We start from the raw sequence: 17,136 nt of genomic DNA, 5'->3' as shown, positions 1-17,136 counted from the left end.
CAACTGCCGCTACGACTACTCGGCACGGTCTGGCGGGGAATGAGTTGAGGTTCCCCATCGAAGCCGCGCGGCTTTGCGCGGTCGCTGGTGTCCGCAGGAGAGGCGGATGTGTGCTGTCGGATCTCAGCGAGCCGATCTCGCCGAAAGGGACGAATAATGGCGTGAATTTCGCCACCGTGTGGCGAAATCACGCCGCCATCGACCAACGCCGAAATGCTCTGATCCCGGCCATGGCCGCCGCGACCTCCACGATATCTGCTCCTCCAGGTAGTGTGCGTGCGGCGTGGGTTGAACGCGACGTCTTGACATGTCGTTATGTCGATATGCACCTTTACCACTGCCAGAAGGACTTACACTCGCCGAACTCGCCGGAAAACGTCCGGCCTCCAACCCAGAACCATGTTTACTGGGTCTTTTTGAAACTCCTGGGGACCAGCTCTCCCGAGGCCCGCCGCGACCGCGGCAAGCCAACTCGGCCCCATCCGGGCCATCCGCACCATGAAGGAACTCCACGGGATGTCCTCGCTGCGACATCCGCCGCGAATACCCGCGGTCGCGAGCGACGCATCACGCCGCCACTCGCCCGGCGGGCGGCCGCATCGCTGCCGGAACCGGCAGCAGAAGGCGCTCACCGAGCCGCCGGACCAGTCGCCAACCCACGGGCACGGCCCTCGACTACTTCCGCAAGCTGGGTTGTCAGCGCAGGGCTGAAGCGCTACATGAATCCGGTTTCGCCAGCCACCTGAGCGGAGCGGACGATGACACGGCCCCCGACACACCCATCGAAGCGCTAACGGACGAACCACCGGCTGAACCTGCGCCTCGTGCGGCGAGCTGGCTAGAACGCTCGAGCAGCACCTCACCCCACCACACCGCTTTACGCCGAGGAGCGGCGCACGCGCGCCGTCGACAAGTAACGGTCGAAAGGATCACCCCCGACGCCCAGGACTCCGTGCGAAGAAAACTCGACGCCGACCAGCGCGCTCGACTCAAAGCGCTGCCGCAGAAGGCTCATGCCTGACATCCCCTCACCGGGAGGAACAGGTGACCCCTGCTTGCCCAGACCACGCTTTCGCCCTCGACGCCTGGCCTGATCGCTCGCTCTTCCTTTGATGCCGGCGGTTCGGTCCGCTACCTCGTCGCAGATCCCGCCGCGAGCGGCACCGTCCCAGGCGCCTGCAAATCCGCCGCCCGCAGTAGACCTCGCCTCGCCATCGGCGTCTCGGGTTCGATGGAGGGCGCTAAAGATGCCGCCGCACTGTTGACAGCCCTCGCCGTCGCGCGCGCTCACGCCGCTGCGACCACCTCACGATCGTCACCGTGGCCGGCGACTGGCGGACGTTCCTCAAACGCGTGTCCCATGGACGCCGAGGGCTGTGCGGCGCCAGCGCGCGATCCGCTGATCTCGAGGCGAATAGCAACGCGGTGAAACCTCTGGGACGGCTGCGGCTCCTGGCCGGCGAAGGCGCGTGGCGCGAGGCGATGTGTCGCGCGATCCAGGCCACATCGCGTCCACTCCTCCGCCTCGGACGGTAAGAGCCAAACACCGGACTCACCGACCCTACCCAACTCACCGCAACACGCGGCCGGTGCCCTCGCGCGCAGCATCATCACCTCGGCGGTCAGCATCGGCGACGGCCACGACAGGCTACGTGCTCGGCAGCGCCGTGCGAAGCGGGCGGCGGCCGCTTACGCCGACGCCGAACACACGCACGAGATCGAAAGTCGTGCTCGGCGGGATGCGCGAGGACGCGCGACGCTGGTCGAACGCGCGACGCTGCGGATCGTCATCCCGGCCAACATTGCGCGCCGAGAGTGGTTGGTCGCCTGCAGGCCCATAGCCGTGCTCCCAAAGCGCGATCGACGTGTACGTCGGATCGTTCTTTATACACCACCAAAACGCGTCCTGATCTGCTGCTCACTGCCCGTCAGCAAAGGCGCGATCGCACATCACCCTGTCGGCAACCGCGCATGGCGTGCTGCCTGCGGCGGCGCGGGGAGTGTTGGACGGACCCCTCCGAGACGGAACTCCGGTTCGCGGTCGGGCGCGACAACACGGCCCAACCGCCCGTGAGCATCAAGCGGCACCAGCGTGGCGGCATTCCGCGTATGGCAGGCCGACGCGATGAAACGGTTTTGGAATCGACCTCAATAGCGAGAACGACAGCGCCCGCGGCGCAGAAGCACCCCTCTCACGCGCGAGATTGCGCTGGATAGACCATGCGCCCCGTGACCTCCCGGCAGTGCGCCGCTCATCACCGAGCTCGTGCTGTTGATGCACCAGGCCGAGGACGAACTTGACCCGCGCCTGCGGAAGGAGCTGCGCATGGGGTCGATGATGCGTGCGCATTTCAGCCTCGTTCTCCGCTCCGCACCCGCGCCCTCGCCGCGCCAGATGCCAGCAGAGGGCGCAGCCCTAACGTGCTCGGGGAAGCGGGGGCGTCGCCAGCCATTCGTCATGGCGCCCCGTTCCACGTCCCCATCCACGCCCCGTGACATGACGCTCGAGGGCATGGTGTTGTCAAGTGGATGCGCCACAACGGGTACGTGGCCGCCCGTCACGCACGTTCCCTGCAGTATGGCCGGGCAACACCACCCAACCCAACCCTACAGACTCCACGTCAAATCCACTGCTCGCCGCGGTCCTCCTCGCCGTCGGCGCCTGCTCACACCGACGTCACCGCCTCGCCCCCCCGCGAGCCCGCCCGCTGCCGGCCGAGGTCAACCACCTTCTTCAACGTCGGCGAAGGCTCCTACCGCCTGCTGTTCACCCGTGACTTCTTGTGGGCCCCAACCGACGTCCTGGACCAGGAGCTGGGCGCGCACTCCTCAATGGGCAGGGTCTCACCGGGGCTCGGTCACATCCGCGTCCTCGATCCCGCCCGTCCTCGTCCCCGGACCAACGTCGAGCCTCCCCCATCACCAGCTCGATCCTCAAGATCGAACCCGACCAGCTGGAGCGCCGCGGTACGCAAGGCGGGCGGTTGCGGCAAGGACATCGAGGTGCAGTTCTCCAACGCGCAAAGGCAGCGCGCGACGTTCAAATGCACCTTCGCCAGGGGCTGACGAAGGTGGACACGGGGCCGTGAAGTGGCCGCCGTCAGGGCGTGAGCGAGACGAGGTCGTGGAGATCGTCATTCTGGAAGGACACTTCATGGTGCACTTGTCCTTCCGGGAAGGACGTCTTCGCCGGGGGCAGTGTTTGATGGTGTCGGCCCCGCAGTCGAGGTTGTCGAGCGAGCGTCTTGCAGAATAGAAATCGATTTCTATTCTGCACGCGCTCAGGCAGTCGGGGGGCCAATGGACAGTCGGTCCAAGGGCCATCCTGGAGCCGCGCGACCGGTGAGCCCAGGGCGCGACCCACCGAACCGTTCCTGCGCGTCGGGTGTGACTCCACCGGTCCTGCCGGTGGCGACTTCGTGACCCAACCCCGACGCGCAGCTACACCAATGATCCGGGTCGCCCTCGCCGCCTGCCTGCTGGCATTCGGTCTTTGGGCGCGAGCTGCGGACGCGCAGGTCACCACCTCGGTCTCCGGTAACGGTCCTACGACAGCGTCGGCCAACGCCGGCTCGAGGGCGCCACGGTCCAGATCGCCCGGTCGGACCGCCCCGCGGTCGCACGCTCCTTCCGCACCGGCGCTGACGGCAACTTCCGGTTCGATACCCTCGACGCGGGCACCTGGTTACTCGGCTTCTTCCACCCGGTCCTCGATTCGCTGGGCCTGGTGTCGCCGATGCTCCGCGTCTCAATCAGCGATACGACGGCCGTACGCGCGATGCTCGCGGTGCCATCGCCGCGGACGATCGTGCGGGCGAGTTGCGGGACCGACTCGACCCGCGGGTACTGGCACGGCCGCGTGCGCGCAACGCGGTTACAGGTGCCCGGTCAACTCCACGCTGGTCGTCGCTCAATGGAGCGTGATCGTCACCACGGGCGGCACCATCTCGCGACAAACCCAGGGGTCGACGCTGACCGATGCGGACGGACGGTTTGGGCTCTGTCACCTCCCGAGCGACGAGATGGTCGTGATGCGCGCGTGGAAGGGGGGTGACTCGACCGGGACCTCGATGTTCACACTCCCCAACAACGGCCTGCTGGTGCGCGACCTGTTCGTCGCCCCGACGGAACTCGCGCAGCGCACGGTCCCAGAATGATCGAGCGATCGGCGGCGCGACTCGGTGGTCGTCCCGGTGCTTGTCGGTGGCGCCCGGGTGCAGGGACGCGTCACCCGCCCCGATGGCCGTCCCCTCCGCGGGGCCCGGGTCCGCCTGGCCGACGCTGGTGCGGAAGCGACGACGAATCAGGATGGGTACTACGCCCTCGACTCGTTGCCGTTAGGCACACGCCTGCTCGACGCACGGGCCATCGGGTACCTGCCGGTCACGCGGATGGTCGACCTGTTGCCGACGACGCCGATGTCGCTCGACGTGGTGCTGGAGTCGCGGCAGACGTTCCCGGACACCGTGAAGGTGGTGGGCGATCGTCTCTACGACTCGCCGCAGTATCGGGACTTCCTGCAGCGCAAGCGGAGCGGATTCGGCTACTACGCCGATGAGCAGGACCTCGAGCGCTACGACCCGTTGTACCTGAGTGACATCGTGCGGCGGTATCCGGGCATCACGGTCCGCGGGACCGCGGGAACTCGCAGATCTACATGCGGAGCCCGTTCATACAGGGGGCGGCATGTGCCAGCCGGTGATCTTCCTCGACGGGATGATGTTGGCGGCAGTGCGGGGTTCTCGCCGGACTTCTTTGTTCCCGCGCAGGACATCCGCGGTGTTGAGGTGTACACGCGCGCGTCGGGCATGCCGTCGCAATTCCAGACGCTCAGCGGCTGCGGATCGATCGTGGTCTGGACGGGTCGGCGCCGGTTGACGCTCCCGCCCTGAACGAACGCGTGAGCTTGCGACCCCAAGTTGTGATCATCACCCGACCAACAGGCCAGGCACCGCGGCTCGCAAGGGGACGTCGGCTTGCCGACAGGCTCGCCTTCGCGCGACACTGAGAAACAGGGACGGATCGGAGCGTTCCTGCGGGGAGGGTGCGAATTCCGCCCAACCCCAGATCCATGACCCCGCGCTGTGTCCGGTCCGCCACCATTGCCCTGCTCGCAGTAGTCGCCGCATGCGGAGGGCCAGCCGGGCCCAGCGTGCCGCCGCCGCCCACCCAGGCTACGGTCACTCGGTGCAGGTCATCCGGCAGCCTGCAGCTGGTCGAGGGAACGACCGGCGTGCTGGTCGCGACGGCGCGCGATGCCCAGGAACCTGGTCCCCGGTGCAACCTTCACCTGGTCGAGCGAGGCCAGCAACGTCGCCACGGTCTCCGGCACCGGCACCGTGACCGCAATCGTCGCTGGTTCAACGATCGTGAGTGCGACATCGGGCGGTGTCCAGGGGTGCAGCGACGGTCACGGTCACGCCCGCGCTGCTGCTTATCGTCTCTCCGACACCGGCAACGACGACCGCTGGCGGGAGTGTGACGTTCAGCGTAACCGCCTCGACGCCAACGGGAACGTGCGACCAACGCCCGCCGTCACCTGGACGTCGTCGAATACCGCCGTGGCCACGGTCTCCAGCAATGGCGTGGCAACCGAGTGAGCGCGGGGACCGCCCTCATCAGTGCCCGGGCCGGAAACCTGATCTCCTCCCCGGGTGGACTGAACGTGACGAACCCGGGTCGCTGTGATGATATCGCAAGCCGGACGACGTTCACCGCCTGATCTCGGACTCAGGGCCGGAACGAAGTCAACCGCGAGAATCACGAGATCAGCGTCCTGCACCGGGTCAACCTCACGAGCGCGCTCACACGTATCTCATCGCCGCTGGACGATGAGCAGACGTAACAGGGCCTAGTGACCGGCAACGCCAGCGTGACCGACTACGACATCAACAACAACTCGCTGCCGCCCAACCGTACCACTCTCAGCGGCAGCGGGAACGTGCTCAGCACCTTCAACGGAAGTCCCCTACCCGGCGTCACCCCCAGGGTCCACCTGCCGACGTGCACCTATCGGTGGGAGGCGACCGCATGGATCGACATGGTCCTCACGGCGCCCGACGGTCGGACCGACCGCAGCCCGTTGCCGATCGGCACCCTGCGCCTCGGCTGGCGTCCCTTGGTTCATGGACACGGAACGGTTCACTGGACCTAACCATCTTGTTGAACGCGTATGGTCTTTCGTGGTTGACGATGCCCGGAAACTCGCTCGCCGACAGCTACATCCCGGAGGTTTTCGGGCAACTCTACTTCGTGAAGCCGCTCAACACGACGGACCTCACGGCGCCGGGGCCATCAGGGGCCCGGGTGTTCAACTGATCTGCCGCGTGCTGGCGCTGACGGTGCCGAAGGGCGATCTCTGGGACTCCGAGGCGCCATGCGCGAAGGACGAGCGGCACGAGCGGCACGAGTAGCACGGGCAGCACGGGCGCACGCTTCTCGTTCCGCGCTAACCTCACCAACCTCGTCCTGCGTCGTTGAGGACCCACTTCAGGGGCCGCGCCAGCGCCGTCTCGAGTTCGCGCTCCCTAGCGCTCGGTGAGGGTGAGAAAGTCGAAGATGTACGGGTCTTTAGAGCCTGCTCCGGCGAGATCTGGCTCAGGCGTGGGAAGCAGTGCGGCGAAGTTCGAGACTGCCTTTCCGTGCCGCGTGTGCGCCCTAACCTCGATCTGCAGGCTGAGGACGTTTCGGCTCCATCCGTTGGCGAGGGTCTGCCACCTACCAGCGCCGGGTGGCGAGGTCCCTTCACCTGCTCCATCAACAGGACATGGTGCGCCCATGGTACGGACCACAGGAGCGAGGTCGCGCCGTTCGCGCCGGGGCCGTTTCGCCACGGCCGGGGGGCACTTGTCCCGCCGACAATTTCGCCACCACTGGTGGCGAAATTGAGTCGAGGCCGGGGTACGCCCGGTGGAAGGCGATCATCCGGTCGATATTGCGCTCGGAGAAGCCCTTCAACTCCGGCCAGGGACCGCGCTAACTTCGCGCGACCTCGACCCCGGCCCGGGACCCCATGCCTCGTCGCCTCGCCCCATCCATCGGCCTCGTTGCGGCCCTGCTGTCCGCCAGCGCCGCACCCCCGCTCCGCGCAGCCACGCGCGGACCGAATCGTCCTGATCTTCCCGCGCCAACCCGGACAGGGGCGAGGTCGTCGCCTACGGCAGCGTCCGCGGCGTCCCGACCCCAAACATCGACAGCATCGCCGCCAGGGCATCCGGCTGGACAACTTCAACGTCGAGTTCTCCTGCACGGTCTCGCGCGCAGCCTTGCTCACGGGGCGATATGCCATTCGCTCCGGGCGCGGCGCAGAACACCGGGATCACTCTCTGGGAAGAGACCATCGCCGAAGCACTCCAGGGCGCCGGCTGCGCCACGGCGCTCTTCGGGAAGTGGCACCTCGGTGGCCGGAATTGGATCGACCATCGGACGCCCATCGGACCGGGGTTCGATCACGGTATGCCAATCCCGAACACGAGCAACGAGGCGCAGTGGACCACCTCCCGAGCTCAATCCCAATCCGGCGGACCACCTCGTCATCTGGGAACAGAATGCCGGTGAGGCGCCACGCAAGGTGAAGGTGTTCGACCAGGACGCGCCGCACCGTGGATCGCGAGGCGGCGCTCAGGGGAGTCGAGTTCATCGAGCGAAATGTGCGCGCGCGCGAAGTCGTTCTTCCTGTATTACCCGATGACTCAGATCCACTTCCCCGCTCACCCCCTGGACTTCATCGGGAAGACAGGGGCTGGCGACATGGGCGACGCGATGATGGACGTCGACTACAACGTCGGCCTGATCACTGGCGGCGCTCAAGCGCATGAAGCTGGACAACAACACCCTCGTGATGTGGTGCACCGATAACGGCCCCGAGGGACGTCGTCCGCGGCAGGGTCGTCAGGGCTCTGCGCGTCTTCTACAACTCGGTGATGGAAGGTGGCATTCGCACCCGTGCGTGATGCGATGGGTCGGCACGATCCCGCGTGGGCAGGTGTCCAACGCGGTCTTCCACGGACTCGACATCTTCCGACCATGCCGCGGCGGCGGAAAGCGCCGGGCGACCGCCCGATCGACGGCGAGAACCAGCTGGCGTTCTGCAGCGCAAGCAGTCGACGCCGCCGCGCACGAGTGCGCGCTGTTCTTCGGCGGGCTCCAATGGCCCGTCCCGCCGCGAAGTGGAACTGACTGGAAGTTCCACTACGCCTACCAGCCGGAGCCGCGCGTGACCGAGGCGCCGCTCATGCGGCTTCAACCTCCGCGCAGACCCGAAGGAAGAGAGCGACGTGAAGGACGCCAACCCGTGGGCGTTGGGTCTGTTCGACGGACTCATCGCCGAGTTCAACCGAGCGCGGCCCAGTTCCCACACGTGCCGGTTGGGGCGAAGGACCCTACATCCCACCGCGACGACCGACGCCGCGACCGAAGGGCGACACCTGTGGCGCCGACCGGTCGTCCCCTGAGCATGGGGGCGACCCGGGATCGGGGTCTCCTGTGGAAGGTGGGCGACCTCACCGCGGGTAACAGATCGGCCCAATGAGCACTCAACTGCTGTCCACGTTGCGCGAGGCGATCACCGACCGGCTTCTCGCTCGGCAAGGGATCGCCTCACGGCCACGCCGCGCGATTGGTACCCGGCGACGGCGTTCGCGGTCCGCGATCGCTGATGCCGCAGTGGATGCAGGCCATGCACGCCTCCGAGGTGTCTCCTGGAAACGCGTGTGTTACCTGTCCGCAGAGTTCCTCACCGGACGGTTACTGTCCAACAGCCTGCTCAACATCGGGCTCGGCGACGAACTCCGCACCGCGCTCGCCGAGCTCGAGGTCGACTTCGAGGAGATCCAGGATAGAGCCCGACGCTGCGCTCGGGAATGGGCAGGTCCGGGCCGGCTCGCCGCCCGCATCCTCGATTCCATGGCCACGCTGGCGATACCAGGGATCGGCTACGGGATCCACTACGAGTACGGCCTGTTTTACCAGGGCATCGAGAATGGCGCAGGTCGAGCATCCTGACACCGTTGCGCTGTCGCAACCCGTGGAATTGCAGCGCCCGGAGGTCTTGTACCTGGTGCGCTTCGGCGGCCGGACGGCGCACCTGTCCGATGGCCACGGCAACGTCCGGGCCCACTGGCTCGAGAGCCGACACCGTGTTCGCCATGGCATGCGACACGCCGGTGCCCGGCTACAACAACGCAACGGTCAACAACCTTCGCCTCTGGTCCGCGAAGGCCACCCGCGACTTCAACCTCCAGCGGTTCAACGAGGGGACTTCCGTCGGGCGGTCGAACAGAAGACCGAGTCCTCGAGAACCTGTCCAAGGTCCCGCATCCCGACGACTCGACGGCGGTGGGGCGCGAGTTGCGACTGAAGCAGCAGTACTTCAACGTCTCTGCCTCGTTGCAGGACATTCTCCATCGCTTCCTCGCGACCGGCGAACCGTTCGACGCCCTGCCGGACCACGTGGCCATCCAGCTCAACGATACGCACCCCACGGTGGCCATTCCCGGCTGATGCGCCTGCTGGTCGATGAGCACGCGCTGGCGGAACGCGCCTGGGAGATCACGCGACAGGTCTTTCCTATACGAACACTTTCACGCTGATGCCCGAGGCGCTGGAGACGTGGCCGGTCACCCTCTTCGGCCGCTGCTCCCGCGACACCTCGAGATCATCTACGAATCAACCAGCGCTTCCTGGACGAGGTGCGCCGGTCTCACACGACCGACCTCGACCGCATCCGGCGTTTGTCCATTGTCGCGGAGGAGGGGGTCGCCGGATTCGCATGGCCAACCTTGGCGATCGTCGGCAGCCATCACGTCAACGGCGTCTCGCAGCTGCACACCGACCTGATGCAGGCGAGCGTCTTTGCCGACTTCCATGCCATCCGTCCCGCGGCCTTCGTGAACGTCACGAACGGCGTCACGCCTCGCCGGTGGCTGCACCACGCCAACCCGGGCCTCGCGGCGCTGATCACCGAGCAGATCGGCGATGGCTGGGTGACCGACCTGCGGCAGCTGGAACGCCTCGTGCCTTGGGCCGACGATGCGGACTTCGCGACCACTTCCGCGCGCGAAAGCAGCCAACAAGCAGCGCCTGCAGGCACTGATCCACGACCGGACCGGCCTAGCGGTGAACCCCGATGGCCTGTTCGACATCCAGGTCAAGCGGATCCACGAGTACAAGCGCCAGCTGCTGAACGTGCTGCACGTCATCACGCGTTACCGTCGCATTTGCGAGGGGCGCGTGGCCGGCATGGTGCCCCCGCACCGTGATCTTCAGCGGCAAGGCCGCGCCCGGGTATGCGTTTGCGAAGCTCATCATTCGCCTCATCCACGGCGTGGCCGATGTGGTGAACCGCGACCCGGCGGTCGGTGACCTGCTCAAGGTCGCCTTCATCCCTAACTACAATGTGTCGAACGCCGAGGTGATCATCCCGGCATGTGACCTCTCGGAGCAGATTTCGACCGCGGGGACCGAGGCCTCTGGAACGGGCAACATGAAGCTGGCACTGAACGGAGCGCTGACGATCGGGACGCTCGACGGCGCCACGCTGGAGATGGCGGCGGCGGTGGGCGACGACAACATTTTCATCTTCGGAAGACCGCCGCCGAAGTGGCGGAGTGCCGGGCGGCCGGATACAACCCGTGGGACGTGTACCGGGCGAACGATGACGTGCGGCAGGCCCTGGACATGATCGCGGACGGTCACTTCTCCCTGCCGAGCCGTCACGCTTCCGCGAGGTTGTCGATCGGCTGACGGAGGGTGGCGACCAGTAATCCTCCTGGCCGACTTCGCGTCGTATGTCGCCTGCCAGGAGCGCGTCGATGTGCTCTACCAGCGCCCAGACGAGTGGGCTTCGGCGCGCCGTGCTGAACGTGGCGCGATGGGGATTCTCCAGCGACCGCACGGTCGCCGACTACGCCTGCCTGATCTGGAACGTCGAAGGCGCGGTGACCTGACCGTTCCTGGTGAACCACGGCCGGCAGAACGCCGGCCTGGCGGGAAGCGGACGGCGGAACGCCGGCCTTGCGGGAAACAGCCGCCTAACGACGCATGTACGCCGCGACGACCGTGTTCGTCGCGCCGTCGCCACCGCGTCGCGACGTGCGGACCGTGAGCCGTCCCTGTGCGTCGAGGGTGAGTTCCTGCCGCACCTCGAGCGCCCCCGGCGGAGGTTCACCGGCCGGCGCGGGGTACTGTGTGGTAATGACCATCGTCGCGCCGTTCCATGACCGTGGATCGAGAGGCGGCGCAGCCTGCCCGGTCACGATCGGGTTGCGCGACTCACTCCCGTCGAGGGCGTAGGCGAGCTGCACCTGGGTTGCAGGTCGTACGCCGTGAAGTAGTTGAACGTCACGACCAGACGGGCGGCGTCCTTGGGCGATCGTGATGGGTGATCCCCAGCCTGTGCCCATGTCGCCGCGCGGGAAGGCCGCGTCCCCGGTGGCCGCGACGGTGCGCGCCGGGGCGGCGGAGTCCACGCGGATCCGTGTACCGCTGAGGTCAGGCGCTGGGCGTGGGCGACCGACGCCACGGCGAACGCGCGGACGGCAGGGAATGAACGCGACATGGAGCGAACTTGGCGAGCCGGTGGCGGTTGGTCCAGTCTTTGGCACGCCCTGCCCGTCAGCCGCGACTCCAGCAGGACGGTGACCCCCTGGACACGGCGCACGACCCTTCTTCGTGCTACTGCGGGTCGAGAGGGAGCATCGATATTGAGAAATCTAAGGTGGCACTTTAGATTTCTCATATGCCGTTCATCGCCCGACTGATCACCCCACTCCTGAACGGGCCGCGAAGGCCTTCCCTGCGCTCGTCCTCACGTGGACCGCGACGCGCCGGCAAGACCACGGTCCTGAAGCACGCCTTCCGGGGCTGACGTCGTCGCTGGACGCCCCAGACATCCTCGCCGCAGTGCGGGCCGACCCGCGCCGATTCTGGATGAACGACGTGGCGTCACCATCCTCGACGAGATCCAGAACGCGCCGGGAGCTCTTCGCGTACCTCAAGGAACGCATCGACCACGAACCGAAGCATCGCGGTCGGTGGCTCTGACCGGTTCGCAGGAGGCGCCCTGATGCAGCACGTCACGGAGTCCCTCGCGGGGCGGGCGGCCGTCCTGGGACTGCTGCCGCTCGCCGCGGCGGAGTCGCCAAAGGTCACCCTGCTGCACGGAGGGTTTCCCGAGGTCGTCCTTCGGCCCCGCGACCGATCGCTCTGGTTCGAGTCCTACCTCCAGACGTACCTCGAACGTGACGTGCGGGCCGTGCTCAACGTGCGGGATCTCTCGACCTTTCGACGGTTCCTCACCCTGCTCGCCGCGCGCACGGGCCAGTTGCTCAACAAGGCGGACCTCGCCGCACCACTCGGCGTCTCCATTCCAACCATCGGTGAGTGGATCGGCGTCCTTGAGGTCACCGGCCAGCTCTTCGTCGTGCCACCGTACTTCGAGAACCTCGGCAAACGCCTGGTGAAGACACCCAAGGTCTTTCTTGCCGACAGCGGGCTCGCCTGTCACCTGCTAGGTGTCACGAAGATGGAAGACTGGGAACGTTCCCGTTCAAGGGCGCGCTGTTCGAGGGATGGGTGGCATCCGAGATCGTGAAATCGCAGCTGAACGCAGGCCAACGGCGCGAACTCTACTTCTTTCGCGATCACCAGGGGTTCGAGGTGGACTTTCTCCTGCGCCGCGGGTCGGACACGCTCCTGATCGAGGTCAAGACGTCGAGCACACCCCTACCGCGGGACGCGGCCCATGTCTCACGACTTGCGGAGCGCCTCCGGGGTTCGACGAAGGCCGTGGTCGTGTACCGGCGCGGGAGGACGCGCCCGGTCACCGAGGCCATCCTCCCAGGCGTACGCGCCGTGGACATCGCCGATTTCATCGGAGAGCTGAATACCACGACCGCCGCACCTCGCACGGAGCGCCGCCGCGGAAGCACGTCGCGGTAACTGGCACGCCATCCTCAGCCGACCGGTGTAGCCACTCCTGCCGGCCGCCGTGTGCGAGCTGAGGGACTGTTCATGGGCCCTGCGGGGACCCCGCCGGGCCTTGTTGCCCCCGGACCGGCGGCGATCTTCGCAGAACGCCATCAGGCCCAGCCCACTCACCGCGGCCAGCTCCCATGCGACAGCTCCTTTGCCTCGCGCTCGTCACGGCCTCTGCCGTGCCCGTCATCGCCCAGGACACAGATTCCACACGCGGCCCCGCAGCGGTCGGGCGCGGCGGTCCGCGTCCGTATGAGCGGGTGATCACCGCCGAGGCGAAGACCAAGCGCGGGTTGTTCAATGTGCACCGCGTTGGCGAGCGACTCTACTTCGAGATCCCGCGACGCGAACTCGGCAAGGACCAGCTCCTGATCGGTCGCTACGCTCGCGCGGCAGCCCCAACGGGCGGAGGACGTGGCGGCGGCGGTGGTGGCGGCGGCCAGACCGCGTATGCGGGCGACCAGTTCACCGAGCGCACCCTCCAGTGGGAACGGATGGGGAACCGCGTTGTGCTGCGCGGCCCCGAGTTCGCGATCACGTCGAGTGATACCACGGCGTCGGTGCTCCGCGCCGTCCAGAACGCCAACTACGCCGCTGTCATCGCGACCTTCAACATCGAGGCGTTCGGGCCGGACAGCGCCCCGGTCATCGACGTGACGCGCCTCTTCACGACGGCCGTCCCGGAGATCCAGGCGATTCCCGGCACGATCGACGCTAACCGTTCCTTCATCGAGCGGCACCTGCCTTTGCGGACAACATCGGGATTGAAGCGACGCAGACCGGGGTCGCACCCGCCGCGCAAGGCGGTGGGGTGGCGGAGGCGGTGGTGGCGGCGGCGCCAACGCCCCGCGTCCGCCGCGCAGCGTGATGGCGCACTACAGCATCGTGCGCCTCCCGGAAGCGCCCATGATGCCGCGACGGTTCGACGAGCGGGTCGGCTTCTTCTCGACCCGCATGACCGACTTCGGCACCAACGAACACCGATCGGCCAACCGTCGCTTCATCACCAAGTACCGCCTGGAGTGCAGCGAGCGTCGCAGCGGCAACCTCTGCTACCCGAAGAAGCCGATCACCTACTACGTCGATCGCGACACGCCGGAGTGGCTCAAGAAGTATGTGCGCGCCGGAATCGTGGAATGGCAGGTGGCGTTCGAGGCCGCCGGGTTCAAGGGAGGGGATTGTCCCCGCCGAGCCGCCATCGCCCGAGCAGGACCCCGATTGGTCACCCGAAGACGTGCGCCACACCATGATTCGATGGCTGCCGTCCACGACGGAAAACGCCGTCGGCCCGCACGTGCACGACCCGCGCACCGGGGAGATCCTCAACGGCTCCGTGCGCATGTTCCACAATATCATGAACCTGCAGCGCTCTGGTACTTCACCGGTGTCGCCGCTCGATGCACGCGCGCGCAAGCTGCCCTTCCCCGACTCGTTGATGGGGCGGCTGGTGCAGTTCGTCGTCGCACACGAGATCGGCCACACCTGGGACTGCAACACGACCAAATTGGCTCGTCCACGTACCCGATTGACTCGCTCCGGAGCAAGACGTGGCTCGCGAAGATGGGCCACAGCCCGAGCATCATGGACTACTCGCGCTTCAACTATGTGGCGCAACCCGAGGACAACATCCCGGTGCAGCATCTGCTTCCGACGGTTGGTCCATACGACAAGTACGCGATCATGTGGGGGTACAAGCCGATTCCCACCGCGCGGACCTCGGATCAGGAGCGCACCGTGCTCGAGCAATGGTCGCGCATGCAGGACACCATCCCCTGGTACCGCTTCTCGGCCAACAACGCCTATGGCGCCACCGGCACGCAGAACGAGGCCGTGGGAGATGCTGACCCGGTGAAGGCCACCACCCTCGGCTTCAAGAACATCGAGCGGGTGATGGGCTACCTGAAGGATGCGACGACGAACCCGCTCGAGGACAACGCCGACCTGCTCGAGCTCTACAACCGCACCGTCGGCCAGTGGGCCAACGAGGCGAATCATGTGGCGACGTTGGTCTCTGGTGCCACGGTGCAGTACAAGTCCGGCGGGCAGACCGGGTCGGTGTTCACGCCGATGAGCCGAGAGCGACAGGCCGAGGCGGTGAAGTTCCTGAAGGAGAACGGGTTCAAGGCGCCCGCGTATCTCATCCGGCCGGATATCGGTGAGCGGGTGGAGGCCGGCGGGATGGTCCCGCGCATCAACTCGCCGCAGCAGCGCGTGCTGGGCACCGTCATGCAGGACGCCCGCATGAATCGCCTGCTCGAGCAGGAGGGGACTGCGGCCGACAAGAGCAAGGTGTACACGCTGAACACGATGCTCGACGACGTGCGCAAGGGAATTTGGGAGGAGCTGTCGGCCGCGAGCACGATCATCAACGTGTTCCGTCGCGAGCTGCAGAACGACCACATCGCGATGATCAACACCAAGATGAACCCGCCAGCGACGCCCGCCGGTCCGGGTGGCGGCGGTGGTGGTGGCGGCTTCGGTGGACAGCCGCAGACGCCGCTTTCCGAGGACGCGAAGTCGCACCTGCGTGGCCAGCTGGTCTCGCTCAAGGACGAGATCGAGCGTGCGATGCGGAAGGCCGGGGACAAGCCGACGGAGCTGCACCTGCGTGCGGCGCTGCATCGTATCGACACGATCCTGGAGCAGAAGCCGGCGACGGTTCGCAACGTGGTGCCCTGAGCAACGGACGGAGGAGCTGGCGACCCCCTCACCCCCTCGTCCCTGGCCGGGCAGTCCACACAACATCACACTGGGGAGGTTCCATGGCTCGCAAGCACCGCAGGAACGTGCACGTGGTCCCGGCGGGGCGTGGCGGCTTCATCGCGCGGTTGGCGCGGGCGCGACCGTTGTTCCGGTGCCTGCCCGATGACGCGGCCCAGTGTGATTGACGCCGGCGGGGCACCGAATTCGCTGGTCGCTCCCTCAGAAGTCCCAGACGACTGGTCCGTCCGGGCAGACTCCCACCGCCCTCTTGCCCGACGGACTAAGGTCGCTAGCGGAGCATTGCAGGTACTCCCGGAGAAACCGCGTCCCATGAGCAGCGGTCCAGAGGAACGGGACATGCCTCATGTCGGTACAGTTGTTGCGATAGCCGAGCACCGACCCATTCTCGGCGATCCGGATGCCATAGGAGTAGCCGATGCACCCCATCTGGACCGGGATCCTCTGCGGCGCGCCTGACGCAGGCCACTTCAGGGTGATGAGGTCGTTGAACCAGTCGTACGGCCCGATGCCCGTGGCCTCGCCCAGGTCGTTCAGCCCATACCCCCGCCCCCGGTTGTAGAGCCCAGGCATGAAAGGGGGGAGTTGTCGTGTGCCCGCTACGGGATGCCAGACAACCGACGCCAGGGGCGGACCTGCCTCGTCGGCGAGCACCTCACCCCGCCGATTGACTGCCCGGGCCTCCAGCACAGTTGTGCCGGCGAGCGGGCTCAGATCCCGCATGCCAAGGCCCGGCGTGTATACGAAACCCGTCTGGCTTACACCGACTTGCCCCGAGGCTCCAACGACCCACCCGGAGTCATTGATGCCTGCAGCTCGGCTCCAGGTTCCGTTCAGCGAACCCAGGTCAACCACACCCTTGCCCGGGGTCCAGAGGAAGGCTCTCTCCACTCCACCGACCGCGATGCTGCCCGTCACCTGGTTTCGCCCATTGATGTCGACCGGATAGGCGCAGAACGGCAGTGCTTCGACCGAGCCTCTCGGGGACCACAGGACGACTCGGGAACACCCGGTGTGGTCCGCAGCGGATCCAACGATCCATCCGGCAGCATTGATGGCCATGGCCCCGCCGTTCGTGAGGCCCGGCGGCAGCGGCAAATAGGTGAGGCGACCCGCCGTGTCGTCGTTGCCCAGCCAGGATGCTGGTGCCGTCGGCAGTTCACCGTGCCGGGCGCTGTCTGCACGGTCGCGACAGGCGAGGGCCAGCGGAAGGAGTGCGATGAGTGTGCCGCGTCGCAGGGGCGCCTCCGTCTTCGGGTTGGGGTTCCTGGGCGCTCGCCGCCCCAGTTTGGTTCGAGGGAGTCCACATTCGCACTGCTGCGCGACCCGGTCGACCGGACCATTCCGCACTGCCGCGTCCGGCATTACCTGACGCTCAAGTTGGCGAGAGCCGAAGGACCTTCGACGGCCTGACCGGGAAGCCCCCGGAGCAGTAAGTGT

11 protein-coding genes and 3 pseudogenes are annotated in these 17,136 nt (G+C 66.7%); 12 read left to right on the top strand and 2 right to left on the bottom strand.

The genetic code is table 11. From position 1 onward, the window contains the following. Positions 1 to 3,920 precede the first annotated feature (3,920 nt). The 7 genes and pseudogenes from IPK85_06915 to IPK85_06885 all read left to right on the top strand — a co-directional run bounded on the left by IPK85_06915 (position 3,921) and on the right by IPK85_06885 (position 10,946). Positions 3,921 to 4,157 (top strand): hypothetical protein, encoded by a 237-nt coding sequence (locus tag IPK85_06915; protein MBK8247109.1) that lies wholly within the window; start codon positions 3,921 to 3,923, stop codon positions 4,155 to 4,157. A gap of 24 nt (positions 4,158 to 4,181) precedes the next feature. Next, the gene (locus IPK85_06910) at positions 4,182 to 4,892 is read left to right on the top strand and encodes a carboxypeptidase regulatory-like domain-containing protein (protein ID MBK8247108.1); all 711 of its coding nucleotides are present in this window, start codon (positions 4,182 to 4,184) and stop codon (positions 4,890 to 4,892) included. Positions 4,893 to 5,255: 363 nt separating this feature from the next. After that, complete coding sequence (locus tag IPK85_06905) at positions 5,256 to 5,600, top strand: Ig-like domain-containing protein (GenBank protein ID MBK8247107.1); 345 nt, start codon at positions 5,256 to 5,258, stop codon at positions 5,598 to 5,600. A gap of 254 nt (positions 5,601 to 5,854) precedes the next feature. Next, entirely contained in the window at positions 5,855 to 6,154 is a 300-nt protein-coding gene (locus tag IPK85_06900; protein MBK8247106.1) for a hypothetical protein, read from the top strand. A 1,034-nt stretch (positions 6,155 to 7,188) separates the two neighbouring features. After that, the gene (locus tag IPK85_06895; GenBank protein ID MBK8247105.1) at positions 7,189 to 7,557 is read left to right on the top strand and encodes a sulfatase-like hydrolase/transferase; all 369 of its coding nucleotides are present in this window, start codon (positions 7,189 to 7,191) and stop codon (positions 7,555 to 7,557) included. Between the two features lie 129 nt (positions 7,558 to 7,686). Next, complete coding sequence (locus IPK85_06890) at positions 7,687 to 7,857, top strand: hypothetical protein (protein MBK8247104.1); 171 nt, start codon at positions 7,687 to 7,689, stop codon at positions 7,855 to 7,857. Positions 7,858 to 8,656: 799 nt separating this feature from the next. After that, a pseudogene (locus IPK85_06885) lies at positions 8,657 to 10,946 on the top strand (glycogen/starch/alpha-glucan phosphorylase). Between the two features lie 84 nt (positions 10,947 to 11,030). On the opposite strand, the gene IPK85_06880 reads toward IPK85_06885, so the two are convergent. Continuing rightward, on the bottom strand, positions 11,031 to 11,468 hold the full coding sequence (locus IPK85_06880; protein ID MBK8247103.1) for a hypothetical protein: 438 nt from the start codon (positions 11,466 to 11,468) through the stop codon (positions 11,031 to 11,033). Positions 11,469 to 12,064: 596 nt separating this feature from the next. On the opposite strand from IPK85_06880, the gene IPK85_06875 reads away from it, so the two are divergent. From IPK85_06875 to IPK85_06855, 5 genes and pseudogenes are all read left to right on the top strand, one after another. After that, positions 12,065 to 12,592, top strand: a complete 528-nt coding sequence (locus IPK85_06875; GenBank protein MBK8247102.1) for a DUF4143 domain-containing protein — start codon at positions 12,065 to 12,067, stop codon at positions 12,590 to 12,592. Then, positions 12,499 to 12,939 carry a DUF4143 domain-containing protein gene (locus IPK85_06870; GenBank protein MBK8247101.1) on the top strand — a complete coding sequence of 147 codons (441 nt, stop codon included), beginning with the start codon at positions 12,499 to 12,501 and terminating at the stop codon, positions 12,937 to 12,939. The genes IPK85_06875 and IPK85_06870 overlap by 94 nt, the downstream gene beginning before the upstream one ends. A gap of 173 nt (positions 12,940 to 13,112) precedes the next feature. Continuing rightward, positions 13,113 to 13,364: pseudogene (locus tag IPK85_06865) on the top strand (DUF5118 domain-containing protein). Between the two features lie 105 nt (positions 13,365 to 13,469). After that, positions 13,470 to 13,709 (top strand): annotated as a pseudogene (locus IPK85_06860) (DUF5117 domain-containing protein). Between the two features lie 151 nt (positions 13,710 to 13,860). Next, positions 13,861 to 15,654: a zinc-dependent metalloprotease gene (locus IPK85_06855; GenBank protein ID MBK8247100.1), complete on the top strand. Its 1,794-nt coding sequence runs from the start codon at positions 13,861 to 13,863 to the stop codon at positions 15,652 to 15,654. Positions 15,655 to 15,897: 243 nt separating this feature from the next. Here IPK85_06855 and IPK85_06850 read toward each other — a convergent pair whose 3' ends face one another. Then, positions 15,898 to 17,061, bottom strand: coding sequence for a hypothetical protein (locus tag IPK85_06850; GenBank protein MBK8247099.1), 1,164 nt, complete (start codon positions 17,059 to 17,061; stop codon positions 15,898 to 15,900). Between the last annotated feature and the right edge of the window lie 75 nt (positions 17,062 to 17,136).

Source organism: Gemmatimonadota bacterium, assembly GCA_016712265.1.
GTDB lineage: Bacteria > Gemmatimonadota > Gemmatimonadetes > Gemmatimonadales > Gemmatimonadaceae > RBC101.
The sequence above is the reverse complement of the archived record's forward strand: the minus strand, read 5'-3'. Positions and strand labels throughout refer to the sequence as shown.